The organism is Herminiimonas sp. GW821-FHT09C12 (genome assembly GCF_059416385.1).
On sequence record NZ_JBWKPC010000002.1, the window covers coordinates 310,499 to 334,827 of the forward strand.

Annotated in this window: 22 protein-coding genes; 15 read left to right on the top strand and 7 right to left on the bottom strand. The window is 52.1% G+C overall.

Annotated elements, in window-relative coordinates; genetic code table 11:
• Positions 1–57: 57 nt before the first annotated feature.
• A complete protein-coding gene (locus tag AC07N2_RS11355) occupies positions 58–1,272 on the bottom strand; it encodes an amino acid aminotransferase (RefSeq protein ID WP_076591817.1) in 1,215 nt (404 codons plus the stop codon).
• 117 nt (positions 1,273–1,389) lie between these two features.
• Between AC07N2_RS11355 and uvrB the strand changes: the two genes are divergently transcribed.
• Together uvrB and AC07N2_RS11365 are read left to right on the top strand one after the other, a co-directional pair.
• Positions 1,390–3,474 (top strand): excinuclease ABC subunit UvrB, encoded by a 2,085-nt coding sequence (uvrB, locus tag AC07N2_RS11360; protein WP_494778373.1) that lies wholly within the window; start codon positions 1,390–1,392, stop codon positions 3,472–3,474.
• A 112-nt stretch (positions 3,475–3,586) separates the two neighbouring features.
• Positions 3,587–4,369, top strand: a complete 783-nt coding sequence (locus AC07N2_RS11365) for a uracil-DNA glycosylase family protein (protein ID WP_494778374.1) — start codon at positions 3,587–3,589, stop codon at positions 4,367–4,369.
• 3 nt (positions 4,370–4,372) lie between these two features.
• Here the strand turns inward: AC07N2_RS11365 and AC07N2_RS11370 are convergent, their stop codons facing one another.
• The gene (locus AC07N2_RS11370) at positions 4,373–5,101 is read right to left on the bottom strand and encodes a TetR/AcrR family transcriptional regulator (protein WP_494778375.1); all 729 of its coding nucleotides are present in this window, start codon (positions 5,099–5,101) and stop codon (positions 4,373–4,375) included.
• A gap of 511 nt (positions 5,102–5,612) precedes the next feature.
• Between AC07N2_RS11370 and iscR the strand changes: the two genes are divergently transcribed.
• The 8 genes from iscR (at position 5,613) to iscX (ending at position 11,529) form a co-directional block, all read left to right on the top strand.
• Positions 5,613–6,086: a Fe-S cluster assembly transcriptional regulator IscR gene (iscR, locus tag AC07N2_RS11375; RefSeq protein WP_012079108.1), complete on the top strand. Its 474-nt coding sequence runs from the start codon at positions 5,613–5,615 to the stop codon at positions 6,084–6,086.
• Between the two features lie 17 nt (positions 6,087–6,103).
• On the top strand, positions 6,104–7,357 hold the full coding sequence (locus AC07N2_RS11380) for an IscS subfamily cysteine desulfurase (protein WP_076593963.1): 1,254 nt from the start codon (positions 6,104–6,106) through the stop codon (positions 7,355–7,357).
• A 58-nt stretch (positions 7,358–7,415) separates the two neighbouring features.
• The gene (iscU, locus tag AC07N2_RS11385; RefSeq protein ID WP_076591813.1) at positions 7,416–7,820 is read left to right on the top strand and encodes a Fe-S cluster assembly scaffold IscU; all 405 of its coding nucleotides are present in this window, start codon (positions 7,416–7,418) and stop codon (positions 7,818–7,820) included.
• Between the two features lie 76 nt (positions 7,821–7,896).
• Positions 7,897–8,220 (top strand): iron-sulfur cluster assembly protein IscA, encoded by a 324-nt coding sequence (iscA, locus tag AC07N2_RS11390; RefSeq protein ID WP_494778376.1) that lies wholly within the window; start codon positions 7,897–7,899, stop codon positions 8,218–8,220.
• Positions 8,221–8,376: 156 nt separating this feature from the next.
• Positions 8,377–8,892 (top strand): Fe-S protein assembly co-chaperone HscB, encoded by a 516-nt coding sequence (gene hscB, locus AC07N2_RS11395; RefSeq protein ID WP_494778377.1) that lies wholly within the window; start codon positions 8,377–8,379, stop codon positions 8,890–8,892.
• Positions 8,893–9,006: 114 nt separating this feature from the next.
• A complete protein-coding gene (hscA, locus tag AC07N2_RS11400) occupies positions 9,007–10,869 on the top strand; it encodes a Fe-S protein assembly chaperone HscA (RefSeq protein WP_494778378.1) in 1,863 nt (620 codons plus the stop codon).
• Positions 10,870–10,984: 115 nt separating this feature from the next.
• A complete protein-coding gene (gene fdx, locus AC07N2_RS11405; RefSeq protein ID WP_076591810.1) occupies positions 10,985–11,323 on the top strand; it encodes an ISC system 2Fe-2S type ferredoxin in 339 nt (112 codons plus the stop codon).
• Positions 11,324–11,334: 11 nt separating this feature from the next.
• Positions 11,335–11,529: a Fe-S cluster assembly protein IscX gene (gene iscX / locus AC07N2_RS11410; RefSeq protein ID WP_076591809.1), complete on the top strand. Its 195-nt coding sequence runs from the start codon at positions 11,335–11,337 to the stop codon at positions 11,527–11,529.
• A gap of 71 nt (positions 11,530–11,600) precedes the next feature.
• On the opposite strand, the gene AC07N2_RS11415 is transcribed toward iscX, so the two are convergent.
• The 3 genes from AC07N2_RS11415 to prfB all read right to left on the bottom strand — a co-directional run bounded on the left by AC07N2_RS11415 (position 11,601) and on the right by prfB (position 15,153).
• The gene (locus AC07N2_RS11415; RefSeq protein WP_494778379.1) at positions 11,601–12,263 is read right to left on the bottom strand and encodes a glycine zipper 2TM domain-containing protein; all 663 of its coding nucleotides are present in this window, start codon (positions 12,261–12,263) and stop codon (positions 11,601–11,603) included.
• 190 nt (positions 12,264–12,453) lie between these two features.
• Positions 12,454–13,989, bottom strand: a complete 1,536-nt coding sequence (gene lysS, locus AC07N2_RS11420; protein WP_494778380.1) for a lysine--tRNA ligase — start codon at positions 13,987–13,989, stop codon at positions 12,454–12,456.
• Positions 13,990–14,048: 59 nt separating this feature from the next.
• Positions 14,049–15,153 (bottom strand): peptide chain release factor 2 gene (gene prfB, locus AC07N2_RS11425; protein ID WP_494778381.1). Its coding sequence is split into 2 segments (ribosomal slippage): positions 14,049–15,071 and positions 15,073–15,153, totalling 1,104 coding nucleotides; the frame shifts between segments, so codons are not numbered across the junction.
• A 140-nt stretch (positions 15,154–15,293) separates the two neighbouring features.
• Between prfB and AC07N2_RS11430 the strand changes: the two genes are divergently transcribed.
• Entirely contained in the window at positions 15,294–16,019 is a 726-nt protein-coding gene (locus tag AC07N2_RS11430; RefSeq protein WP_494778382.1) for a hypothetical protein, read from the top strand.
• Positions 16,020–16,024: 5 nt separating this feature from the next.
• On the opposite strand, the gene recJ is transcribed toward AC07N2_RS11430, so the two are convergent.
• Positions 16,025–17,722: a single-stranded-DNA-specific exonuclease RecJ gene (gene recJ / locus AC07N2_RS11435; RefSeq protein WP_494778383.1), complete on the bottom strand. Its 1,698-nt coding sequence runs from the start codon at positions 17,720–17,722 to the stop codon at positions 16,025–16,027.
• Complete coding sequence (locus AC07N2_RS11440; protein ID WP_494778384.1) at positions 17,719–18,765, bottom strand: hypothetical protein; 1,047 nt, start codon at positions 18,763–18,765, stop codon at positions 17,719–17,721. The genes recJ and AC07N2_RS11440 overlap by 4 nt, the downstream gene beginning before the upstream one ends.
• A gap of 184 nt (positions 18,766–18,949) precedes the next feature.
• On the opposite strand from AC07N2_RS11440, the gene AC07N2_RS11445 reads away from it, so the two are divergent.
• The 4 genes from AC07N2_RS11445 (at position 18,950) to AC07N2_RS11460 (ending at position 24,212) form a co-directional block, all read left to right on the top strand.
• Positions 18,950–20,215 (top strand): lipoprotein-releasing ABC transporter permease subunit, encoded by a 1,266-nt coding sequence (locus AC07N2_RS11445; RefSeq protein ID WP_076591802.1) that lies wholly within the window; start codon positions 18,950–18,952, stop codon positions 20,213–20,215.
• On the top strand, positions 20,208–20,894 hold the full coding sequence (gene lolD, locus AC07N2_RS11450) for a lipoprotein-releasing ABC transporter ATP-binding protein LolD (RefSeq protein ID WP_076591801.1): 687 nt from the start codon (positions 20,208–20,210) through the stop codon (positions 20,892–20,894). The genes AC07N2_RS11445 and lolD overlap by 8 nt, the downstream gene beginning before the upstream one ends.
• A 97-nt stretch (positions 20,895–20,991) precedes the next feature.
• A complete protein-coding gene (locus tag AC07N2_RS11455) occupies positions 20,992–21,789 on the top strand; it encodes a TatD family hydrolase (protein WP_494778385.1) in 798 nt (265 codons plus the stop codon).
• 8 nt (positions 21,790–21,797) lie between these two features.
• Positions 21,798–24,212 (top strand): DNA internalization-related competence protein ComEC/Rec2, encoded by a 2,415-nt coding sequence (locus tag AC07N2_RS11460; protein WP_494778386.1) that lies wholly within the window; start codon positions 21,798–21,800, stop codon positions 24,210–24,212.
• The last annotated feature ends 117 nt before the right edge of the window (positions 24,213–24,329 follow it).

The following is a 24,329-nucleotide window of genomic DNA, read 5'->3' on the forward strand; positions in this document are numbered from 1 at the left end:
CGATAAATTTCTTTGCTTCGTTTTGCTGCCACTCAGAAATTTACCGCAGGCCGAATATTAAAGAACTTTTGCGATTGCCGCAATGACGTAATCAATATTTTTTGTGTTCAGCGCAGCAACACAGATGCGACCAGTATCGATAGCGTAAATCGAGAACTCATCACGCAGGCGATTCACTTGTTCTTTGGTCAAGCCAGAGTACGAGAACATGCCGCGTTGTTGAATGACGAAGTCGAAGTTATGCGCAGGTGCTTGTTCTTTCAGCTTCTGTACAAACGCTTGACGCATGTCGCGGATGCGAACGCGCATGCCAGCCAATTCTTCTTCCCACAGTGCGCGCAGTTCTGGTGTTGCCAGAGCTGTTGCAACGACTTGACCGCCGTGAATAGGTGGGTTGGAGTAGTTGGTGCGGATGACGCGTTTCAATTGCGACAGGACGCGTGTTGCTTCTTCTGCGTTGACAGCAACGATGCTCAGAGCACCAACGCGTTCGCCGTACAAGGAGAACGATTTGGAGAACGAGTTAGATACGAAAACCGGGCCGCCTGCTTCAGCGAACTGGCGTACAACTTTACCGTCGGATTCGATACCGTCGCCAAAGCCTTGGTAAGCCATGTCGAGGAATGGAATCAAGCCGCGTTTCAATACAACTTCAATGACTTGCAGCCATTGTGCGTCGGTCAAATCTGCGCCGGTTGGATTGTGGCAGCAAGCGTGCAACAGAACGATCGAGCCGCTAGGGATCGATTTCAATGTGTCGAGCATGCCGGCGAAGTTCACGCCGCGGGTTGCTGCATCGTAGTACGGGTAGTTGTTGACGACGAAACCAGCCGATTCAAACAGTGCGCGGTGGTTTTCCCAGCTTGGATCACTGATCCACACTTGCGCGTTAGGCGCAAAGCGTTTCAGGAAGTCAGCGCCGAGTTTCAATGCGCCTGTACCGCCGATTGCTTGTGCGGTCACTGCACGTTTTTCCTTGACTACTGCGCTATCGGCACCAAATACGAGTTCTTGTACTGCTTTATCGTAAGCAGCGAGGCCGTCGATAGGCAAGTAACCGCGTGGCGACAATTTTTCCGCGAGCAGCACTTCGGCTTTGCGTACGCATTCGAGCAGCGGCAATTTGCCGTTGTCGTCGTTGTATACGCCAACGCCAAGATTGATCTTATTTGGATTCTTGTCGGCATTGAATGCCTCGGTAATACCAAGAATCGGGTCACGGGGCGCCATTTCGATGGCGTTGAGGAGCGAAGCAGGAATAGGTGCGTTCATCGTGATAACATCAAAAGTTAGCTGCAAACGGTGGTGTTGCAGACGGGTTGTGTGAAGCGCAAGACCATAAGTCCTGCGGAAAATGCGACTCACTATTTTACCAAAGGTCGGATTTAAATGGCTGATTTATCCCAGGTTTCCAATTCCGTTGACGAATCGAAATTTGTCACCTTCCCAGACTCCCCATTTCGTTTGTATCAACCGTTTCCTCCAGCGGGGGATCAGCCGACTGCAATTGCAAAATTGACGGAAGGTATCGAGGACGGTTTGTTCTATCAGACCTTGCTGGGTGTTACCGGATCGGGCAAAACTTATACAGTTGCCAATGTGATCGCCCGTATGGGGCGGCCGGCGATAGTGTTTGCGCCGAACAAGACGCTGGCGGCACAGCTTTACAGTGAATTCCGTGAGTTTTTCCCGCAGAATGCGGTGGAATACTTCGTCAGCTACTACGATTATTACCAGCCAGAAGCTTACGTTCCACAGCGCGACTTGTTCATTGAGAAAGATTCTTCGATCAACGAGCATATCGAGCAGATGCGCTTGTCCTGCACCAAATCCTTGATGGAGCGCCGCGATGTGGTGATTATCGCGACTGTCTCGGCGATTTACGGTATCGGTAATCCTAGTGAATACCACCAGATGATTTTGACCTTGCGTGCCAAGGACAAGGTCAGCCAGCGCGACGTGATCGCGCGCCTGATTGCGATGCAATACACCCGTAATGAAGTCGATTTCGGCCGCGGCACCTTCCGTGTACGCGGCGACACGATAGATATCTTTCCTGCAGAACATGCAGAATTGGCAATTCGTCTGGAAATGTTTGATGACGAAATTGAAAGCTTGCAACTATTTGATCCGCTGACCGGCCGCGTCAAGCAAAAGATCCCGCGTTTTACCGTTTATCCAGGCTCGCACTATGTAACGCCACGCGCGACGGTGTTGCGTGCGATTGAAACGATCAAGGATGAGTTGCGTGATCGCCTTGAATTCTTCCGCAAGGAAAACAAGCTGATTGAAGAGCAGCGACTGGAACAGCGCACGCGCTTCGATCTGGAAATGATGCAGGAAATCGGCTTTACCAAAGGCATCGAGAATTACTCGCGTCACTTGAGTGGCGCCAAGGCCGGCGATCCGCCGCCGACGCTGGTCGATTACCTGCCGCAAGATGCCTTGATGTTCATGGATGAGTCGCATGTACTGATGGGGCAACTCAACGGTATGTATAACGGCGATAGAGCGCGCAAAACCAATCTGGTTGATTACGGCTTCCGTTTGCCGTCGGCACTGGATAATCGTCCGTTACGTTTCGATGAATTTGAAGGGAAAATGCGGCAAATGGTGTTCGTTTCCGCGACGCCAGCTGATTATGAAAATACACATGCCGACCAAGTGGTCGAGCAAGTGGTGCGTCCGACAGGCTTGGTTGATCCATTGATCAGCGTGCGCCCAGCATCGACTCAGGTCGACGATCTGATGTCGGAAATTACTGATCGTGTGAAGAAGCATGAGCGCGTGTTGGTCACGACGCTGACCAAGCGCATGGCAGAACAATTGACGGAATTTTTGACGGATAACGGCATCAAGGTGCGTTACCTGCATAGCGATATCGATACGGTAGAGCGCGTGGAAATTATTCGTGATTTGCGTCTCGGCACATTCGACGTGCTGGTCGGCATTAACTTGCTGCGCGAAGGTTTGGATTTGCCTGAAGTATCGCTGGTCGCGATTCTGGATGCGGACAAGGAGGGCTTCTTGCGTTCCGAACGTAGCTTGATTCAAACCATAGGTCGTGCTGCGCGTAACCTGAACGGGATGGCGATTCTGTACGGTGACAAGGTGACTGATTCCATGCGTCGTGCGATTGATGAAACCGAACGTCGTCGCGCCAAGCAGATCGCTTTTAATACCGCCAATAACATTACACCGGTAGGTATCAAGAAGCACATACGCGAATTGATCGATGGTGTGTACAGTCCGCAAGAAGCGCGCGAAGAATTGCACGCGGCGCAGGAGCACGCCAAATACGAGGCGATGAGCGAGAAACAGGTCAGCAAGGAAATCAAGCTGCTGGAAAAACAAATGCTCGGCCACGCAAAAAATCTGGAGTTCGAGAAAGCTGCGCAGGTACGCGATCAGTTGCGAATACTGAAAGAGCAGTTATTCGGTGCGCCGGGTGAAGATCATATAGTGCCAACTTGATCAGATAGAGCGTGCAGGGATGAGTTGCAACACTTTGTACTGAGTCACAAAGTGTTGCGGCTACAATCGCTGCTTTCGCCCGCACGCATCAATCCCTGTCTTTATAAAACTCATGCAAACAATCCCACCGTCTTTTATTGCCATGCTGGATGCTGCCGATGCATCCTGGCGTCCTACCTTGTTGGCTGGCTTGAACGCAGTCAACAAAGCCTTTCCCGATTACCTGCCGACGCTGGCGAGCGATGATTATCTGCCGAACGGAGGTCGTTTGTTTGCCGCGTTTGCGCAGCCTTTGGATGCGGTGCGTTATGTATTGGTAGGCGAGGGACCGTATCCGCGTGCTGATAGTGCGACTGGCGTTTGCTTCATGGATGGTGCGGTATCTTCGCTATGGTCGGAAAAAGGCTTGTCCAAGCAGGTGAATCGCGCGACATCCTTGCGCAACTTTATGAAGATGCTCTTGGTTGCAGATGGCCAACTGGCAATTGAGCAGACGACAGGCGATGCATTGGCTGGCGTGTCGGAGGCGGCGCAGGCAGCACCGACAACAGTGATTCAAACCTTGCCTGAGTTGCAGAGCAATCTCACGCAACATGGTTTTCTTTTGTTGAATGCATCGTTGGTATTTCGTGCACATGTTGCACCGGTCAAAGATGCGAAGGCTTGGTTACCGTTCTTGCAAACCGTGCTGGCAGCATTGGCGGATCATGCGCAGCAGTCGGGAGAGGCGCCGCCGACGCTGGTGTTGTGGGGCAAGATTGCGGTGCAGTTGGAAGCGTTGCCCGAGAGTGCGCGTTTCTCCAAGAAGGTTTCCGAGCACCCGTATAACTTGAGCTTCATTGCAAATTCAGTGATGCAAGAGTTGTTTGGCTCTATGCATCTGCTGCGGAAGTAAGATTTAGATCAGACTGAGCTGGCGCAGGTCGGCTGCTTGTTCTTTCGTTTCAGCAGTCGGTGCGACAACATTGGCTTGTGCGGCTGATGCTGTTTTGCCGATTTTTTCTGGTTTGCCTTCTCGTGCCAGCAGGCGCGTAATCATTATTTCAAAGAAGGCAGGCAGCGCGTGTTGGTCTTCATGCGCGTGAAAATGCTGGCGTATAACCATTCCATCCCACATTCCTGTCAGGAACAAGGCCGTTTGTGCCGCATCCAGCGAGGCATCGATCTGCCCACGTGCTTGTGCCGTGCGCAGCAGATTGGTCAGTCCCATAATCCATTCGGCTTCGATTTTGCGTAATACGATGCCGACGCGCTTGCTGCGCATTCCTTCTGCATAGACTTCCGTCATTAAGCTGGCGTCGCCGCTGGCACGATAGCGTTCGGCAAACAGACGCGTTGTCGCGCTTAGTGCTTGCTGAATGGATTCTGTCTCGCGCATTTGCAAGAGCATGGCGCGGGTTTGGCGGCGTTCATCTTCCACCATGGCTTCAATGATGGCTTCTTTTCCAGTGAAATAGCGATAGACCGCGCCTGGCCCGAGTCCGGTTTCTGTACAAATTTGCTGCATGGAGGTTTGGTGGAAGCCGTTTTTGCGGAAGCATTTGCCGGCCGCTTTGAGGACTTCGATGCGTTTCTTGTCAGCTTTTTGGGTGGGCGATTGCGGAGTCTTGGAAATGCGTGTGGCCATTGCGAATGCGAAACGTGGTTTCAATTAATGAACGAAGCGTCAATTATAAATTGAATATTCGCTCAAATATATTTTGAGGGTGAATAGAATGAAATTTCCATGAGTTTTCTCTCTTTCTATTCTGCTTGTATGCGCCTGATTTCTTTAATTTTAAAATTGAATAATCATTCAATATTTAATTTTTTAGGAAGGAAATCCCTGTTGAATCAATTTGTGATGAGGAGGATGTTGATGAAAATGTTTCCTCTGGAAAATTAAATAGATATGTCTTTTGCAATCTTTAATTCTTGCTATTTGTTGGGCAATATCCCGCTTGGTGACTTCGGTCAAGTCTGGATGGGCTGGTTTTCGATAAAATCGAGGCGTAGGAATTGAACGCAGTTTGTGCTGTTGAGCGAGGCTGGCTGCGGGAAAGTGGGTACCTGACAGAATCAGTCAAGTTTGTTATACTTGACCAAATCGATCAACAACTCAGGTTATTCATTTCTGTTGATCACTGGAGGCAAGATTCATGCGTTTGACGACTAAAGGCCGTTTTGCTGTAACAGCAATGATTGACTTGGCATTACGCCAGGACAATGGTCCTGTCACGCTCGCCGGAATCAGCCAACGGCAAGAGATTTCGCTATCGTATCTGGAGCAATTGTTTGGCAAGTTGCGCCGTCACGAAATCGTTGAATCGGTGCGCGGACCGGGTGGTGGTTATAACCTGGCACGCCGTGCAGAAGATGTGACGGTGGCAGACATCATTATTGCCGTCGACGAGCCGCTGGATGCGACGCAATGTGGCGGCAAGGAAAATTGCCACAGCCCTGAGCATGAGCATGGTGGTCGCTGTATGACTCATGATCTGTGGGCAACGTTGAACGCCAAGATGGTGGATTACCTGGATTCTGTGTCGCTGAAAGATTTGGTAGACCAGCAAAAACAAAAGATTTCTGAACAATGCGTGGTGGTCGTGCACCGCAACCACGCAGCCGTTTGATTATTGGAGCTAAAAAGATGAATGCCCCGTTAGACAAAAGCCTGATAGATACGATCAAGGCGCCGCATTTCCCAATTTATATGGATTACTCGGCGACTACGCCTATCGATCCACGTGTCGCTGACAAGATGATTCCTTACTTGCGTGAGCAGTTCGGCAATCCGGCTTCGCGCAGCCATATGTATGGTTGGACCGCAGAAAAAGCAGTTGAAGATGCGCGCGAACAAGTTGCTGCGCTGGTCAATGCTGATTCGCGTGAAATCATCTGGACTTCAGGTGCAACGGAAGGCAACAACCTTGCACTCAAGGGCGCTGCACAATTCTACAAAACCAAGGGCAAGCACATCATCACGGTAAAGACCGAGCACAAAGCTGTGCTGGATACCGTGCGTGAATTGGAGCGCCAGGGTTTTGAAGCAACTTATTTGCAACCGCAAGACAATGGCTTGATCACCATCGAACAACTGGCTGAAGCAATTCGTCCAGACACGATTCTGGTATCGGTCATGTTGGTCAACAATGAAATCGGTGTGATCCAGCCTATCGACGAGATCGGCGAATTGTGCCGCAGCAAGGGCATCATTTTCCATTGCGACGCAGCACAGGCAACCGGCAAAGTAGAGATCGATTTGGAAAAAACCAAAGTCGACTTGATGACTTTCACCGCACACAAAACCTACGGTCCTAAAGGTATTGGTGCCTTGTACGTACGTCGCAAACCGCGCGTGCGTATCGAAGCGCAAATGCACGGCGGTGGTCACGAACGCGGCTTGCGTTCCGGCACGCTGGCAACCCACCAGATCGTTGGTATGGGTGAAGCTTTCCGTATCGCAAAAGAAGAAATGGCTACGGAAATTGTCCGTATCCGCGCTTTGCGCGATCGTCTGGCCAAGGGCTTGCAGGATATGGAAGAGGTTTATATCAATGGCGATATGGATCACCGTGTACCGCACAATCTGAACGTCAGCTTCAACTATGTTGAAGGCGAATCGCTGATCATGGCGATCAAGGATTTGGCTGTTTCTTCAGGTTCGGCTTGTACTTCGGCCAGTCTGGAACCATCTTATGTATTGAGAGCGCTGGGTCGTAGCGATGAACTGGCGCATAGCTCGATTCGTTTCACCTTTGGTCGCTTTACGACGGAAGAAGACGTCGACTTCACGATCAAGCTGATGAAAGAAAAAGTGGCCAAGCTGCGCGAATTGTCGCCACTGTGGGATATGTATAAAGACGGGATCGATATCAGCACGATCCAATGGGCAGCGCACTAATATCTTTCTCGTTCCTGTTGTTGATCAACAGGAATAAGGCTTAACAAGGAGTATCAAAATGGCTTACTCAGACAAAGTTCTCGATCACTACGAAAATCCACGCAACGTTGGTGCGTTTGACAAGGGTGATGAAACAATTGGTACCGGCATGGTTGGTGCGCCGGCTTGCGGCGACGTGATGAAATTGCAAATCAAGGTCGGCGCTGATGGCGTGATTCAAGATGCCAAGTTCAAAACCTACGGCTGCGGTTCGGCGATTGCTTCGTCGTCGCTGGTGACCGAATGGGTCAAGGGCAAAACGCTGGATCAAGCAATGGCGATCAAGAATACGCAAATCGCTGAAGAGTTGGCACTGCCACCAGTGAAAATTCACTGCTCGATCCTGGCGGAAGATGCGATCAAGGCAGCAGTGCTGGATTACAAAACCAAGCACGGCGTAGCTGAATCGAAAGAAGCGGCTTAAGCTTGTTAAGCGTCTGTACCACGCGTGTCAGTAGGATGCGCGTTGTACAGCCAAACAATCTTTTTGAGCAAAGATCATGGCAATTACACTGACTGAAAAAGCAGCGAAGCACATTACTCGCTATATGGAACGGCGCGGCAAAGGTATCGGCCTTCGTTTCGGCGTGCGCACGACTGGTTGTTCCGGTCTGGCCTACAAGCTGGAATACGTGGACGAAAGCGCAAACGAAGATAGCGTGTTTGAATCGTATGGCATCAAGGTCTTTGTCGATCCGAAAAGCTTGCCGTATATCGACGGTACCGAGCTGGATTTTGCACGCGAAGGTTTGAACGAAGGCTTCAAATTCCGTAATCCGAATGTCAAGGATGAATGCGGTTGCGGCGAAAGTTTCCGTATTTGATAGCTGGCTGCTGGGCGTTCGCGCCTGGCGGGAACACCTTATTCTGATTGAGCCTGTCGAATGTGCGCAGGCTTTTTTATTGAATAAACCGAATATTTTCACCACGCGATGAAGTTTGCATCGCCTTAAAAGCCAGCAAATAGCCAGCGCACAAGAATGCAAAACCACTTCGATCTCTTCCACCTGCCGCAACGCTTTGCCATTGATTTGAAGGCACTGGACGGTGCTTATCACAGCGTGCAGAACCAGGTGCACCCGGACAAGTTCGCACATGCCTCGGATGCCGAGAAGCGCGTCGCGATGCAATGGGCGACTCGCGCCAATGAAGCCTACCTGACGCTGAAGAGCCCTTTCAAGCGAGCCGCCTATCTGTGCGAGCTGAATGGTGTCGATTTGCAGGTTGAATCGAATACCGCGATGCCGGTCGAATTCCTGATGCAGCAAATGGAATGGCGTGAGGCGCTGGACGATGCGCGTGCGCACAAAAGTCGCGATGAGCTGGACGAATTGGATAGCGCGATTCGTGCTGCGCGCAAAACCACAGTCGCCGAGATAGGCGTATTGCTGGATGCCGACGATTTTACGCAGGCGGCCGGATTGGTGCGCCAGTTGATGTTTCTGGAAAAATTTGCCGAAGAAGTTTCTTATGCACTGGATGCATTGCCGGACTGATATGGCGCGGTATCGATGTGCAGCAAAACCGATTAATGCGCGAGTAATGCAGTAACGCGCTAACGATGATTGCCCATGGTAGTCATCTCATCTTGAGATAAGTTACAAACGAATATGGCTCTTCTTCAAATCGCCGAACCTGGCATGTCTACCGCACCGCATCAGCATCGGCTGGCAGTCGGTATCGATCTCGGCACGACTAATTCCCTGGTTGCAACGGTACGCAATAGCATTCCTGAAGTATTGACCGATGAAGAAGGGCGCGCACTGCTGCCGTCCGTCGTGCATTACATGAAGAATGGTAATGCGCAAATCGGTTACAAGGCGCTGGCGGCACAGAATACAGATCCAAAGAATACGATCGCTTCGGTCAAGCGCTTCATGGGCCGCGGCTTGAAAGACATCGCTTACGTCGAGAACCTGCCTTACGACTTTCTCGATACGCCCGGCATGGTGCAGTTGAAAACCGTCGCTGGTGTCAAAAGCCCGGTTGAAGTTTCGGCAGAAATTCTGGCGACCTTGCGTCAGCAAGCAGAAGATGCTTTGGGCGACGATCTGGTCGGTGCAGTAATTACGGTGCCGGCATATTTCGATGATGCACAACGTCAGGCTACCAAGGATGCCGCGCAATTGGCCGGTTTGAATGTGCTGCGCTTGTTGAATGAGCCGACGGCAGCAGCGATTGCCTACGGTTTGGATAATGGTTCGGAAGGTGTGTTTGCCGTCTACGATTTGGGCGGCGGTACTTTCGACGTTTCCATACTCAAGCTGACGAAGGGTGTGTTTGAGGTCTTGTCTACCGGCGGCGATTCCGCGCTCGGTGGCGACGACTTTGATCATCGCCTGCTGTGCTGGATCATTGAACAAGCCAAATTGTCGCCTTTGTCGGATGAAGACCTGAGCGTGCTGATGGTGAAGTCGCGCGAAGCCAAGGAATTGTTGTCGACCAAGGTGGAAACGCAAATCGATGCGGCCTTGGGTTCAGGTGAAGAGGTGCACGTTACCGTCACTGCAGCCGATTTTGTAAAGATGACGCAGCATCTGGTGGCGAAGACGATCACGCCAACCAAGAAAGCATTGCGCGATGCAGATCTGACCGTGGACGATATCGATGGCGTCGTCATGGTTGGCGGCGCAACGCGTATGCCGCATATCCGCAAGGCAGTCGGCGAGTTTTTCCAGGCAACGCCTTTGGCGAATATCGATCCAGATAAAGTCGTGGCGCTGGGCGCTGCAATACAAGCCAATTTGCTCGCAGGTAATCGCGCTGCTGGCGACGACTGGTTGTTGCTGGATGTGATTCCCTTGTCGCTCGGTATCGAAACGATGGGCGGCTTGGTAGAAAAAGTTATTCCACGTAACTCGACGATTCCATGCGCGCGCGCGCAAGAGTTCACCACCTTCAAAGATGGTCAGACCGCGATGGCCGTGCATATCGTGCAGGGTGAACGCGAACTAGTGACGGATTGTCGTTCGCTGGCGCGTTTTGAATTGCGCGGTATTCCGCCTATGGCTGCTGGTGCCGCACGCATACGCGTCACGTATCAAGTGGATGCAGATGGCTTGCTGTCTGTGTCAGCACGTGAGTTGCGTTCGGGCGTGGAGGCATCAATCAGCGTCAAGCCATCGTACGGATTGGCCGATGATCAGATTGCACAGATGCTGCAAGACTCATTCAAGTCTGCCGATATCGATATGGTTGCGCGTGCTTTGCGCGAAGAACAGGTAGAAGCCGAGCGCATTGTGTTGGCAACGCAATCGGCGCTGGACGCGGATAGTGCTTTGTTGTCGGACGACGAACGTAAAGATGTATTCGCTTTGCTGGAATCGGTTAAGCAGAGCAGCAGTGGCAGCGATCACGTGGCAATCAAGGCGGCTGTTGATGCGCTGGCGCACGGTACTGAAGAGTTTGCTGCACGCCGCATGGACCGTAGTGTGCGTACGGCGCTTTCCGGTAAAAAGCTGGACGAGATTTGATTCATCGCTCTTCATTCATTTTTATGGATGAAGAGCCGGTTGGCGTTGGAATGAAGTCAGTAATGAGAGACTTTTTATTCAGCGTTTTAATACTTAAACTTTCGAGGTAAACCAAGTGCCCCAAATAGTTGTTCTTCCTCATCATGCCCTGTGCCCAGATGGTGCTGTTATCGATGCACCAGCTGGTAAGTCGATATGCGATGTCTTGCTTGAAAACGATATCGATATCGAGCACGCTTGCGAAAAATCCTGTGCATGCACCACCTGTCACGTGATTGTGCGTGAAGGATTCAAGTCCTTGAATGAAGCGGGCGATACAGAAGAAGATTTGCTGGATAAGGCTTGGGGACTGGAAGCGTCATCGCGTCTGTCATGCCAGGCGATTGTGGCAGAAGAAGATCTGGTAGTTGAGATTCCACGCTATACAATTAATCACGCCAGCGAAAATCATTAAGGAGAGCTGAGATGAAATGGACAGATACCATCCGCATTGCGGAAGAGCTGAACGATAAATTTCCTGACATCGATCCATTGACGATACGCTTTACTGATCTGCATCGCTGGGTTTGCGAACTGGATGGTTTTGACGATGCGCCTGACCATTCCGGCGAGAAAATCCTGGAAGCCATACAAATGGCGTGGATAGAAGAAGCGCAATAATCGATTCGTATTTTTACGATGACAATAAAAAAAGCGACCCGTGGGTCGCTTTTTTTTATTGTTGAGAAGAATTAACGTGCACGCAGATAACCATCTACGACACGGACTGGATCACCAGTGTTCCAGTTAGGTGGGTTGTTGTACGGGAAGGTACGGATGCGGCCATCTTCCATACGTACGCGTACTTCATAAGCTGTTGCTGTACGTGTACGTTTTTCAATTTCATTACCGGCAAATCCGCCGCCAACTGCGCCAGCGACTGTCGCCAGACTACGTCCGTTGCCGTTACCGATCTGATTGCCCAGCAAGCCACCAACCACTGCACCGCCAACGACACCTACGCCGCTAGGTTTGGCTGCTACTTGTACACTACGGATCGATTCGATACGACCACAATTGCTGCAAATCTGGGCGACTGGAGCGGCTTGTGCCACCTTGTTGTTTGCGTTCTCGCGAGCTTGCGCCTGTTTGGCTGCTTTGGCAGCAGCTGCCTGACGTTCGTCAGCTTCCTGGCGCGCCTGATCTGCTTTTTCTTCTGCTGCTTGCGCTGCCGCTGCTTTATCTGCAGCATCTTTTTCCAATGCGGCAATCGCTTCTTTTTGCGAGTCGTTACTGTGCGAGTTTGGCAGCATGCCTGTCATGGCAGCTACGCCAACCAGGCAGACTAGCAATATTGCAACGGCAGCAGCGGCGATGAGCGGATGAATGCGACTTGTATTAGTGTTGGTTTCCATGGTTTCCCTCCGGCTAGATGGATATTGTTGATTTGTGATGACAAAGTATTACCCGCCATGACGCGAATAAAAAGCCGAAACCTGTGTCAGATGTAAGACTATGTAACGCTGTGAGTGTTAAAACAACACTTAGTTTCTACCAAATAAAAAAGGACTGCCTGAACAGTCCTTTTTGTTGGTTTCGAGAAACTTAATCTTCGCGGCGCAAATGCGGGAATAGCAGTACGTCGCGGATGTTTGGCGAGTCGGTGATGATCATCATCAGGCGATCGATACCGATGCCGCAACCGCCAGCTGGCGGCATGCCGTATTCCAGAGCACGGATGTAATCGGCATCGTAAAACATTGCTTCTTCATCGCCAGCATCTTTGGCTGCAACTTGTGCCTGGAAGCGCGCTGCCTGATCTTCGGCATCGTTCAACTCGGAGAAGCCGTTAGCGATTTCGCGACCAACCATGAACAATTCGAAGCGCTCGGTAATGCCAGCAACGGTGTCCGATGCGCGTGCCAATGGCGACACTTCAACCGGGTAGTCGATGATGTAGGTTGGTTCCCACAACTGCGCTTCTGCGGTTTCTTCAAACAGTGCCAGTTGCAATGCGCCGAGGCCTGAGTGTGCGTGTGGTTTTACGCCAAATTTTTTCAACTCAGCTTTGATGAATTCCACATCGTTGAGTTGTTCAGCCGTATAGCCAGGTGCGTACTTGTTGATGGCTTCAACGATGGTCAAGCGGTGGAATGGCTTGGCCAGATCCAGCTCACGGCCACCGTAGGTCAACGTCGCTGTACCGTGTGCATCGATGGCTGCCTGACGAATCACCGCTTCGGTGAAATCCATCAGCCATTTGTAATCGGTGTAGGCCGCATAGAATTCCATCATCGTGAATTCCGGGTTGTGACGGATCGATACGCCTTCGTTACGGAAGTTGCGGTTGATCTCGAACACGCGATCAAAGCCGCCAACGACCAGACGCTTCAGATACAGCTCAGGTGCAATACGCAGGAACATTTGCATATCGAGTGCATTGTGATGCGTGATGAAAGGCTTGGCCGCTGCGCCGCCTGGAATGGTGTGCAGCATCGGTGTCTCGACTTCCATGAAGTCGTTCTTGGCCATGAAGTTACGTATCGATGTGATGGCAGCAGTACGCGCTTTGAAGGTGCGGCGCGTTTCTTCATTCATGATCAGATCGACGTAACGCTGACGGTACTTGGTTTCCTGATCTGCGAGGCCGTGGAATTTATCCGGCAGCGGACGCAGCGATTTGGTGATCAAGCGCAGTTCGCTCACCTTGATCGTCAGTTCATCGGTCTTGGTTTTGAACAGTGTACCGACTACGCCCAGAATGTCGCCCAGATCGTAGTGATGCAGTGCTGCCATCGCAGCTTCGCCGGTCAGATCCAGTGTTGCGTAGATCTGGATGCGGCCGTCAGCTTTCGGACCGGACGCATCTTGCAGGGTGGCGAATGCGGCCTTCTTGCCTGCTTCACGTTTCAACATCATGCGGCCTGCCAGCACGACGGTGACTGGTTCCGCTTCCAGTTCTTCGCGTGTCTTGCTGTCGTACTGCGCGTGCAGATCGGCGGCCTTGTGCTGTGGACGGAAGTCGTTAGGGAAGGCGATACCTTGTTCGCGCAATGCGCTCAGCTTGGCGCGGCGTTCGGCGATGATTTTGTTTTCGTCGATCGGTAGCGATGCTGCAGCGTCGTCGTTATGCGTAGTCATGGGGTAACAATCTGTTAGGGGATGCGATTAAAAATTAAACAGCAAGGCGTGCAAATGAATTACACGCCTTGCTTCAGCGATGCAGCGATGAAATCGTCGAGATCACCATCGAGCACTGCTTTGGTATTACCGGTTTCGAAGCTGGTGCGCAAATCCTTGATGCGTGACTGATCCAGTACGTAGGAGCGGATCTGGTGACCCCAGCCGACGTCGGTCTTGGAATCTTCCAGCTTTTGCTGTTCGCTCATGCGGTTGCGCATTTCCAGCTCAAACAGCTTCGCTTTCAACATGTCCCATGCTTCGGCCTTGTTGCGATGCTGCGAACGGTCATTCTGACACTGCACAACAATGCCGGACGGACCGTGCGTCAGACGCACTGCGGAATCGGTTTTGTTGATGTGCTGACCACCCGCGCCGGACGCGCGATAGGTATCGATACGAACATCGGCCGGATTGATGTCAATCTCGATCGAATCATCGACTTCAGGATAAACAAACAGACTCGAAAACGAGGTATGACGGCCGTTGGCAGAATCGAATGGCGACTTGCGCACCAGACGATGTACGCCGGTTTCTGTGCGCAGGAAGCCGTAGGCATAGTCGCCTTCGACTTTGATGGTCGCGGTCTTGATGCCGGCAACTTCACCGTCGGATTGTTCGAGTATCTCTGTCTTGAAGCCTTTGCGTTCGCAATAGCGCAGATACTGGCGCAGCAACATGGATGCCCAGTCTTGCGCTTCGGTACCGCCGGCGCCAGCTTGAATATCGATGAAGCAGTTGTTCGCATCCATAGGATTGCTGAACATGCGGCGGAACTCCATGCCTTCTACCAGCTTGAGCAATTCCTGCGCATCGGCCTCGATGGCTTCGATGGTTTCTTCGTCTTTTTCTTCACGCGCCATCTCGAACAGATCGCGGGCGTCATTCAGCTCGGCGTCGATCTTGATCAGCGTGTGGACGATCGCTTCCAGCGATTTCTTTTCTTTACCCAATTCCTGGGCGCGTTTCTGGTCATTCCAGACTTCTGGATCTTCCAGTTCGCCGTTGACTTGGTCTAGTTTCTCTGACTTGATATCGAAGTCAAAGATACCTCCGAAGTTCGGTCGCGCGAGTCGTGAGATCGGCGAGCAGGGATTCTAGGGAATTTAAACGTTCAGCTTCCATGATATTTCTTCAACAATCAAACCGTGAATTATACCTGAGCTACACTGCGCTTTTAAGCACGTTTCGAGGGGCACCTTGTCAGGTGAACCGTTTTCCCGTTTTGCTGTCTTCTTATAAATATTATTAAGGGAGTAATAAATATGGAGCGGTCGCAACGCGCTTGGGCATTCTTGTGTGTGTGCGCGGCATTGGCAGGCTGTTCTTCGACACCGGCCCCACGAGGGGAAGTCAAGGGCATGTCGGCCAGCGGCAAGGAGATGGGCCAGTCTGATACCAACCGCATCGCAACCATAGGCATGAAGGACAATCTGGACAGCCTTTATCTGCTGATGGACAAGTTATATCGGCGTAATCCCGCTGAATGGAAAAAAACAGGCATTAGCCGGGAAGAGAGCATCAAGCGGGTGCGCGAGGCGGTCGAGCAAAGGCAGCCGTGGCCGGGATTGCAGGGGCAGCGCGATATCAAGGCTTTATCGCTGGCTTTGATGCCGGATTTCAGCGGTGATCGCGTGGCGGCGTTCATTTACAGCAGTGCCGATATGATCATTGCTGCACACGGCGGCAAGACGGAATTTTTCCTGGTAGACGCTCTGGATGCACAGCATATCTATAACGCGGGACGCAATATTGAAGTCGCGGTCTGGTTGCTGGGTAGCCGTCGCAATACCACGGGTAAGGTCCTGCTCTTATCCGACGATATGAGCGAGGCCAGCCGTAATCTGAGCTTTGAGCGCGAATTTGGCAAAGTCGTCGGGCGGCTTGATTTGCTGGCTGAATTTCTGACTGAAAGATATCGCCGGGCTGGCATCAACTATGTGCAGAATCTGGTCGGTGGCTCGTTCCTGCAATTTCTGCCAGTGCGTTGAAAACCTTATTCAGCAGCCTCGGCATGCTCGACCAACAGCTGCACGCGCGTTCTTCCATTGAATTCATTGGCATCCAGGCGGTAGGCGACTTTAGCTCTGGCTGGCAAGGAGTCGATATGACCAAACCAGATGGCATCGTAACTTTGCCCTTCTTTTTCCAGCGTCAATTTCAGATGGCGTTCTTTCAGAATGCGTTGATTCACAACGCGGAACTCATCGCAGAATAACGGTGGAGCAAAGCCCTGGCCCCAGACCTGTGCTTCCATCAATTCGATGAATTGTGTAGTGAAGTAGGCTGATTCGAGCGGGCCGTCGGTTTCTACTACGCGCTCTAATTGATTTGGATTCAACCAATCCTTGCCGACTGCTTCAAATGCCTGCGTGAATGCGTCTAGTGCGTCGGCGCGTATCGTCAAACCAGCTGCCATCGCGTGACCACCGAATTTATCAATCAGCGTCGGTGCGTGTTTGGAGACGAGATCCAGCGCGTCACGCAGATGGAAGCCAGCAATTGAGCGGCCCGAACCCTTGATCCAGCCATCGCCTGCATCGGCGAAGGTGATGGTCGGACGATAAAACTTGTCCTTCAGGCGCGAGGCAACGATGCCGATCACGCCTTGATGCCAGGTTGGATCGAACACGCTGATGGTGGTCTTGTCTTGCGGATTGAAGTTTTCTAGCAGGATGAGAGCTGTGTCCTGCATATCGGCTTCGATAGTGCGGCGCTCGCGATTGATTTCATCGAGTTGCTGGGCGATGGCCCAGGCGCGACCTTCGTCATCGGTGGTCAGGCATTCAATGCCTAGCGACATATCGGACAAACGTCCGGCAGCATTCAAGCGCGGACCTAATGCAAAACCGAGATCAAATGGAGAGGCGCGACGTGCTTCACGTCCGGCGGCGCGAAATAGTGCAGCGACGCCTGCATGCATACGTCCGGCGCGCATGCGCTTCAAACCTTGTGCGACCAAAATGCGATTGTTGGCATCGAGTTTGACCACGTCAGCGACGGTGCCGAGCGCGACCAGGTCGAGCAGAGCATCCAGCTTGGGTTGTGTCTGTGCATCGAATATGCCGCGTTTACGCATTTCCGCACGCAAGGCGAGCAGTACGTAAAACATCACGCCTACGCCAGCCAGATTCTTGCTCGGGAAACCGCAGTCTGGCTGGTTCGGATTCACGATTACGCGCGCAGCCGGCAAGGTATCAGCTGGCAAGTGATGGTCGGTAACGACGACATCAATGCCGCGTCGATTGGCTTCGGCTACGCCGTCTATGCTGGCGATGCCGTTATCGACGGTGACGATAATGTCTGGCGATTTTTCGCGTACGGCTAGTGCGACGATTTCCGGCGTTAGACCGTAGCCGTATTCAAAGCGATTCGGCACGATGAAATCGACAATAGCGCCCATGGAACGCAGGCCGCGCAGCGCAACAGCACAGGCAGTGGCACCGTCACAGTCGTAATCGGCAACGATGACCAGCTTCTTTTTCGCTGCAATCGCATCAGCGAGGAAAGTCGCCGCGACATCAATTTTCAGCAAACCGGGCGGCGGGATCAGTGCTGTCAGCTCACTGGTCAATTCCTTCATGTCGAGCAAGCCGCGTGCGGTATACAGGCGTGCCATGACCGGATGTACGCCGCTTTGATGCATGCGTTCGGCATCGCGGAATGGATAGGGGCGTGTGGTAATACGTGTCATGGAACTAGTCGTGCGAGTGATGGTTTGCGCCAGAATTTGCGCAGCGATGATTTCTGGACGGCGATAGTCGATAGAGCAGTGTTATGGCTGAGTGTGAGGTTCAGTTGATCAAGCTGATCATTCTTTATCGCTTCCAGCAAAGGCGCGAACCATTCTGTTTCCATAGCTTGCAAACGTCCCAGCCACTCTGCCCAATCACCTGCCATGGCGGGTGCTATCAAGCTGTTTAGCACTAACAAACCTTGTTGTGGTTTGGCTGCGATCAAATTTGTCGCAGAGTTTGCCGGAATTTGTTTTGCGGTCGAAGAGGCAAACAAGTGATGGGTCCCAGCTAAAGTGAACGTTTCTTCAATTTTATGAGGCGTAGATATTTGAACAGTGGACGTGCCGCCCCAGAGCCAGACAGAATTAACCGGCTTCAAACCTCTTGCTTCACGCCCGTCATTGATTGCGTGTCCATGCCAATGCATCTGGACTTCGTTTTGCAATCTGCGCCAATCGCGCTCGTTCTGCCCTTTCGGCATCCAGATGTCGATGTTGTGGCCGCAAGCCGCATCCGGCGTGGAGGTATGCAGTGCCTGCAGATCATCGGCGCGCAAGAACCATGTGCTTGCATCGCCGTAGAGCAAAGTTCTGCCGGTTTCTTCAAATAGCGGCTGGACGGTATCAAACAAGCCGCGTGCATCCTGCTCCGAAAGTTGTAATTGCTGTGGGTCGGTCAGCACCAGATGGTCGCGCGCGATATGCAAATGCACAGGTTGCAAGATAAACCAGGCACCTGCATCGGCTTGCAAGCCGAAAGTCGACATCGCATTGACGGCGACTGAGGGGCTGGAATTGCTATCCGTTGCCAGGCCGAATTGCTGTGCCAGCCAGTTTTCATGCGGCGAGGCGCGGGAAAAGCCATCGGATATTTGTTGCTCTATCAGATTGCCGCGTGCCAGCAGGGTGGCGAATGCAGGCATTTTCAGTTCGCGCAGGAGATCACGTGCCAATTCTTTCTGTGGCAGGGCGAAAGGTAAAAGGAGTGCAAGTTGAGTCATGCCGCGATTGTAGGGCAATTGCAGGATCCGCCGCTATCAAGATCGTTATCTGTATTTGATTTGCCGGGGAACGTAAGGGATGTAGGCATAGTCAACGATGGGTACGCTTGCCGCTTTTCATCTCTGTGCTTTGCTGGCACGGGAGAATGTATGGCAAACTGCGTGCTGCATTCAGGAGCCTTCATTGAGCATCATAAAAAATCTATCTTTCGAGTGGCTGGTCGGCATACGCTATACGCGCGCCGGGCGACGTAGTGGTCGTAACAGCTTCATTTCATTTATTTCGCTGATTTCCATGGCGGGCATTGCGCTGGGCGTGGCGGCATTGATCATTGTGTTGTCAGTGATGAACGGCTTCCAGAAAGAGGTGCGCGATCGCATGCTCTCGGTACTGGCGCATATAGAAATCTTCGAGCCGCAAGGTGCTTTGCCTGATTGGCAAGCGACTGCACGCGAAGTGTTTACCAATAAGGAAGTGCGCGGGGCGGCTCCGTATGTCGATGCGCAGGCCATGTTGACGCGGGATCAAACCTTGCGCGGCGTTGCTGTGCGTGGCGTGTTGCCGGCAGAAGAGCCTAAGGTTTCTGATGTGGCATCGCAGGTGCGGCAGGGTAGTTTGAACGACCTGCGTTCAGGTGAATTCAATATCGTGTTGGGGAATGAACTGGCGCGCAGCATGGATGCGCAGCTGGGTGACAAGGTCACGATGATTGCGCCGCAAGGGCAGGTCACGCCGGCCGGTGTGATTCCGCGACTCAAGCAATTTACTGTGGTTGGCATTTTTGATTCCGGGCACTTCGAATATGATTCGACGCTGGCCTTCATTCATATCGACGATGCGATGAAGATGTTCAAGCTGCCGGCACCATCCGGTTTACGCTTGAAAATAGACGACATGCAACGAGCGCCGCAAGTAGCGATGGATTTGTCGCGGGTGCTCACCGGTAACCTCGTAATACGCGATTGGTCCAAGCAAAACCGTAACTGGTTTGCTGCCGTTCAGACTGAAAAACGCATGATGTTCATCATCCTGACCTTGATTATTGCAGTGGCCGCTTTCAATTTGGTCTCGACACTGGTGATGACGGTCACCGATAAGCAGGCTGATATTGCGATCCTGCGCACACTAGGTGCATCGCCAGGTTCGATCATGAAGATTTTCATGATTCAAGGCGCGCTGGTAGGTTTGATAGGAACTGCATTAGGTGTAGGCGGCGGTGTGTTGATCGCATCCAATATAGACGTGATCGTGCCGTTCATCGAGCGACTGCTGCATGTGCAGTTCCTGCCGAAAGATATTTATCTGATTAGTGAGTTGCCATCCGATCTGCGCTGGAACGATGTCTGGACTATCGGTAGCGTGGCGGTTGTACTTTCATTTGTTGCGACGCTGTACCCAAGTTGGTGGGCTGCCCGCGTAAAACCTGCGGAGGCATTGCGTTATGAGTGAACATGTATTGTCGTGCCGCGATCTTGCGAAGACTTTCACGCAAGGAAAATATTCGGTCAATGTATTGAGAGGCGTGAGCCTGGACATCGTCAAGGGCGAGCGAGTGGCGATCGTCGGCGCATCCGGTTCGGGCAAGTCGACCTTGTTGCATCTGCTCGGTGGCTTGGATACGCCGACTGACGGCTCAGTTACTTTGCTGAACAAGGACTTTGCGACGCTGGATGAAAAGACGCGCGGCAATTTGCGCAATCAATCTTTGGGCTTCGTTTATCAATTCCATCATTTGTTGCCGGAATTTTCCGCGCTGGATAATGTGGCGATGCCGCTGATGATACGTCGCGTGCCTCGTTCAGAAGCGCACGAGACAGCGCGTGCGATTTTGACGCGTGTCGGACTTGAACATCGCGTAACGCATGTGCCGGGCGAATTGTCCGGTGGCGAACGTCAACGTGTTGCGTTGGCACGTGCGCTGGTGACGCAGCCAGCTTGCGTGCTGGCAGATGAGCCGACAGGTAATCTGGATCGGGCAACTGCGCAGAAGACGTTCGATCTGATGCTGGAATTGTCGCGTACGCTGGGTACGGCTTTCGTGATCGTCACGCACGATGTCGAGCTGGCGACGCATTGCGATCGGATACTGCGTTTGTCTGAACATGGCTTGCAGCCGTATACAGATTAAGTACCGCGACTAAATTACCGACTAAATTTATCTGGTGCCTGGATCAATATGCATGATTCTCGCGTTTGCTTTCATCACTACACGTTCATAGACTGATATGTGGACCGATACACATTGTCATCTGGATGCGGCTGAATTCGCCGGTGAGGAAGATGTCATCGCGACTCAGGCATTGCAGAAAAATGTCAGCATGATAGTGATACCAGCTGTCGCGCGCGATAACTTCGCGACGGTGGCTGGTTTGGCGCATCAGCATGCCAATTGCACGTATGCACTTGGTATCCATCCGATCTTTGTACCGCAGGCGCAAGAGAGCGATCTTGCTGTGTTGCGCGAGGCGGTAGAAGCGGCGATGAACGATACGCGTTTTGTTGCGCTGGGTGAAATCGGTCTGGATTTTTTTGTGCCCACGCTGACTACACCGGAGATGCGTGAGAAGCAAGAATTCTTCTATTCAGAACAGCTCAAGATTGCCCGTGATTTCGGTTTGCCGGTTTTGCTGCATGTACGTAAATCGCAAGACAGCATACTTAAATATCTGCGACGCATCCAGGTTATAGGCGGAATTGCACACGCATTCAATGGCAGTTTTCAGCAGGCCGAAACTTTCATTTCTCTCGGATTCAAATTAGGTTTTGGCGGTGCCATGACGTTTACGCGTGCGCTGCAAATCCGGCGCATGGCGGCAACTTTGCCTATCGAAGCTATTGTGCTGGAAACCGATGCGCCTGATATTTCTCCAGCATGGTTGCATCCGCAACGTAATAGCCCGGAAGAGTTGCCACGGATAGGGCAGGTACTAGCCGAATTACGTGAGATGTCGTTGGAAGACATCGCGCGCGTGACCTCTGCCAATGCACTTGCAGCCATGCCGCGGCTGAGTCATTTCAGTTAAGCGGTCGGATGCGTAGCGCGATCATCGGCTTTGTCATTGGAGCTGCGTGGCTGCAGACACAAGCATCGCTACCCAAGTATTTTTCCCTTCTGCTTTTGCTTATCGCGGCTTGTGTGCTGGCAGCACTCGTTCGCTACTCTCTTCTGCATAAATTAAAAATCCCTCTGCTTGCAATGATGGGCGCAGCGCTGGGATTTGCCTGGGCTGCTTTGTTTGCCCAGTATTATCTGACGCAGAAATTGCCGAAAGATTTGGAAGGGAAGGATGTCACCATCGTCGGTACGGTAGATAGCTTGCCTAGTTATTTCGAACGTGGTGTGCGCTTCAATTTCGCGGTTGAAAAGGTCATGCCGTTGGATGGCGTGGTTCCTGTTATTCCTTCCAAATTGTCGTTGTCCTGGTATTCCGCTTTTAATCCAGATGAGATGCAGGCAGTTGGTGAAGTGCATCCGGGTGAGCGCTGGCAATTAACGGTGCGCTTGCGTCGTCCGCACGGCAATGCCAATCCGCATGGCTTCGATTATGAAGTGTGGTTACTTGAACAAAATATTAGGGCAACTGGTTATGTGCGTCCTGATCAACGTTCTGAATTCAAGAATGAGCGTCTGGATACTTTTGTCTACAGCTTCAATAATGTGGTGGAACGTACGCGCGGCTGGTTACGTAGTCGGATACAGCAAGCCTTGCAGGATAAACCGTATGCCGGTGTGATCGTGGCTTTGGTTGTTGGCGATCAGCGAGCCATCAGTCAAGCGGATTGGAATGTGTTCAATCGCGCTGGTGTATCTCATCTGATTTCGATTTCTGGACTTCATATAACAATGATTTCGGCATTGTTTGCCGGATTGATCTTTGCATTGTGGCGTCGCTCATTTTTTACATCTGCCAGATTGCCCTTGATCTTGCCTGCGCAGAAAGCCGCTGCGGTGGCAGGTGCGCTCACGGCGGTAATTTACGTATTACTGGCGGGATCGGGTGTACCGGCTCAACGTACTTTATACATGTTGACGGTGGTGGCGCTGGCCTTGTGGTACGGCCGCATTACCAATGTCTCTTATGTGTTGTGTCTGGCTCTGGGCGTTGTCGTCCTGCTTGATCCGTGGGCGGTGCTGGGGCCGGGGTTCTGGTTGTCGTTTGGCGCGGTGGCGGTGATTCTGTATGTGAGCGTCGGGCGCGCATATACGCCAGAATATTCGGGGCAACCGCGCTGGCGTATCGCGTTGAAGAATGCCACGTTGACGCAGTATGCGGTGACGATAGGTTTGGTGCCGATGACTATCTTGCTGTTTGGTCAGGCTTCGCTGATTAGTCCGGTGGCGAATGCGATTGCCATTCCCTTGATCAGTTTCTTTGTCACGCCGTTGGCATTAATCGGTAGTGTGCTGCCGTCGCCGCTTTCGACATGGTGTCTGGAATTTGCACATTTCCTCGTGGCGCAACTCGCGCAATTGCTGAACTGGATGAGCGCGTTCCCTATGGCGGTGTGGACGACGCCTATTCCTAGTTGGTGGATGTTTGTGCTGGCTTTGATAGGAACGATCTGGATGCTGGCGCCGCGCGGATGGCCTGCGCGTTATCTGGGATTGTTCGCATGGTTGCCGCTGATATTGAATGCGCCTACGCATCCACGAGCGGGAGAAATGTGGGTTACTGCATTTGATGTGGGGCAAGGCATGGCACTCTTGATTGAAACGGAGAAGCATCGCTTCCTCTATGACACCGGGCCTTTCTATTCGCCAGAGTCGGATGGTGGTAATCGCGTGATCCTGCCTTATCTGCGTGCACGCGGGATTAATAAACTGGATGGCGTGATGATCTCGCACAGCGATATGGATCATGCCGGCGGTGCTTTATCTATCTTCAAGGAAACTAAAGTGGGATGGGTTTCATCCTCCTTGCCTATGGAGCATCCCATTGTTGGTAGCGCGCCTGCGCATCAGCGTTGTGCGGCGGGCCAGTCATGGAATTGGGATGGTGCCAGTTTTGACATGCTGCATCCAACCACAGGCAGTTACGACAGCACGAAATGGAAGCCGAATGCGCGTAGCTGTACGTTGAAAATCACCATGGGGGAGCATGCGATTTTGCTACCTGGTGATATAGAAGCCGTGCAGGAAGCAGAATTGGTAGAAGGTCAGCCCGAGATGTTGCGCGCCAATGTGCTGCTGGCACCACATCATGGCAGTGGTACTTCATCGACGGAGCCGTTTTTGCGTGCGGTCGGGCCGCAGATGGCTTTGTTCCAGGTTGGTTACCGCAATCGATATCGCCATCCCAAGAAAGAAGTCTATGAGCGCTATGGCGCTTTGGGCATCTCACGCTTGCGCAATGACGAAACCGGCGCAGTCACGCTACGCTTTGGCTCCAAGATAGAAGTGCATGAGTATAGAACTGAGCATGCCCGTTATTGGTACGGCCGCTGATATATCTGAATTGATTGAAAATTGCGATTTTTGTATTTTTAAGAAAAAGGGAATCGGGCCGCTGAAGAGTCTATGTTCTGAGCGAGCCAGCACATTTGAGAGAAGAGTGCAACGCTA

What these genes read in the sequence shown, in the direction of transcription:
- AC07N2_RS11355 (WP_076591817.1), bottom strand. Translation starts at nt 1,272, where the DNA reads ATGAACGCACCTATTCCTGCTTCGCTCCTCAACGCCATCGAAATGGCG.
- uvrB (WP_494778373.1), top strand. Translation starts at nt 1,390, where the DNA reads ATGGCTGATTTATCCCAGGTTTCCAATTCCGTTGACGAATCGAAATTT.
- AC07N2_RS11365 (WP_494778374.1), top strand. Translation starts at nt 3,587, where the DNA reads ATGCAAACAATCCCACCGTCTTTTATTGCCATGCTGGATGCTGCCGAT.
- AC07N2_RS11370 (WP_494778375.1), bottom strand. Translation starts at nt 5,101, where the DNA reads ATGGCCACACGCATTTCCAAGACTCCGCAATCGCCCACCCAAAAAGCT.
- iscR (WP_012079108.1), top strand. Translation starts at nt 5,613, where the DNA reads ATGCGTTTGACGACTAAAGGCCGTTTTGCTGTAACAGCAATGATTGAC.
- AC07N2_RS11380 (WP_076593963.1), top strand. Translation starts at nt 6,104, where the DNA reads ATGAATGCCCCGTTAGACAAAAGCCTGATAGATACGATCAAGGCGCCG.
- iscU (WP_076591813.1), top strand. Translation starts at nt 7,416, where the DNA reads ATGGCTTACTCAGACAAAGTTCTCGATCACTACGAAAATCCACGCAAC.
- iscA (WP_494778376.1), top strand. Translation starts at nt 7,897, where the DNA reads ATGGCAATTACACTGACTGAAAAAGCAGCGAAGCACATTACTCGCTAT.
- hscB (WP_494778377.1), top strand. Translation starts at nt 8,377, where the DNA reads ATGCAAAACCACTTCGATCTCTTCCACCTGCCGCAACGCTTTGCCATT.
- hscA (WP_494778378.1), top strand. Translation starts at nt 9,007, where the DNA reads ATGGCTCTTCTTCAAATCGCCGAACCTGGCATGTCTACCGCACCGCAT.
- iscX (WP_076591809.1), top strand. Translation starts at nt 11,335, where the DNA reads ATGAAATGGACAGATACCATCCGCATTGCGGAAGAGCTGAACGATAAA.
- AC07N2_RS11415 (WP_494778379.1), bottom strand. Translation starts at nt 12,263, where the DNA reads ATGGAAACCAACACTAATACAAGTCGCATTCATCCGCTCATCGCCGCT.
- lysS (WP_494778380.1), bottom strand. Translation starts at nt 13,989, where the DNA reads ATGACTACGCATAACGACGACGCTGCAGCATCGCTACCGATCGACGAA.
- AC07N2_RS11430 (WP_494778382.1), top strand. Translation starts at nt 15,294, where the DNA reads ATGGAGCGGTCGCAACGCGCTTGGGCATTCTTGTGTGTGTGCGCGGCA.
- recJ (WP_494778383.1), bottom strand. Translation starts at nt 17,722, where the DNA reads ATGACACGTATTACCACACGCCCCTATCCATTCCGCGATGCCGAACGC.
- AC07N2_RS11440 (WP_494778384.1), bottom strand. Translation starts at nt 18,765, where the DNA reads ATGACTCAACTTGCACTCCTTTTACCTTTCGCCCTGCCACAGAAAGAA.
- lolD (WP_076591801.1), top strand. Translation starts at nt 20,208, where the DNA reads ATGAGTGAACATGTATTGTCGTGCCGCGATCTTGCGAAGACTTTCACG.
- AC07N2_RS11455 (WP_494778385.1), top strand. Translation starts at nt 20,992, where the DNA reads ATGTGGACCGATACACATTGTCATCTGGATGCGGCTGAATTCGCCGGT.
- AC07N2_RS11460 (WP_494778386.1), top strand. Translation starts at nt 21,798, where the DNA reads ATGCGTAGCGCGATCATCGGCTTTGTCATTGGAGCTGCGTGGCTGCAG.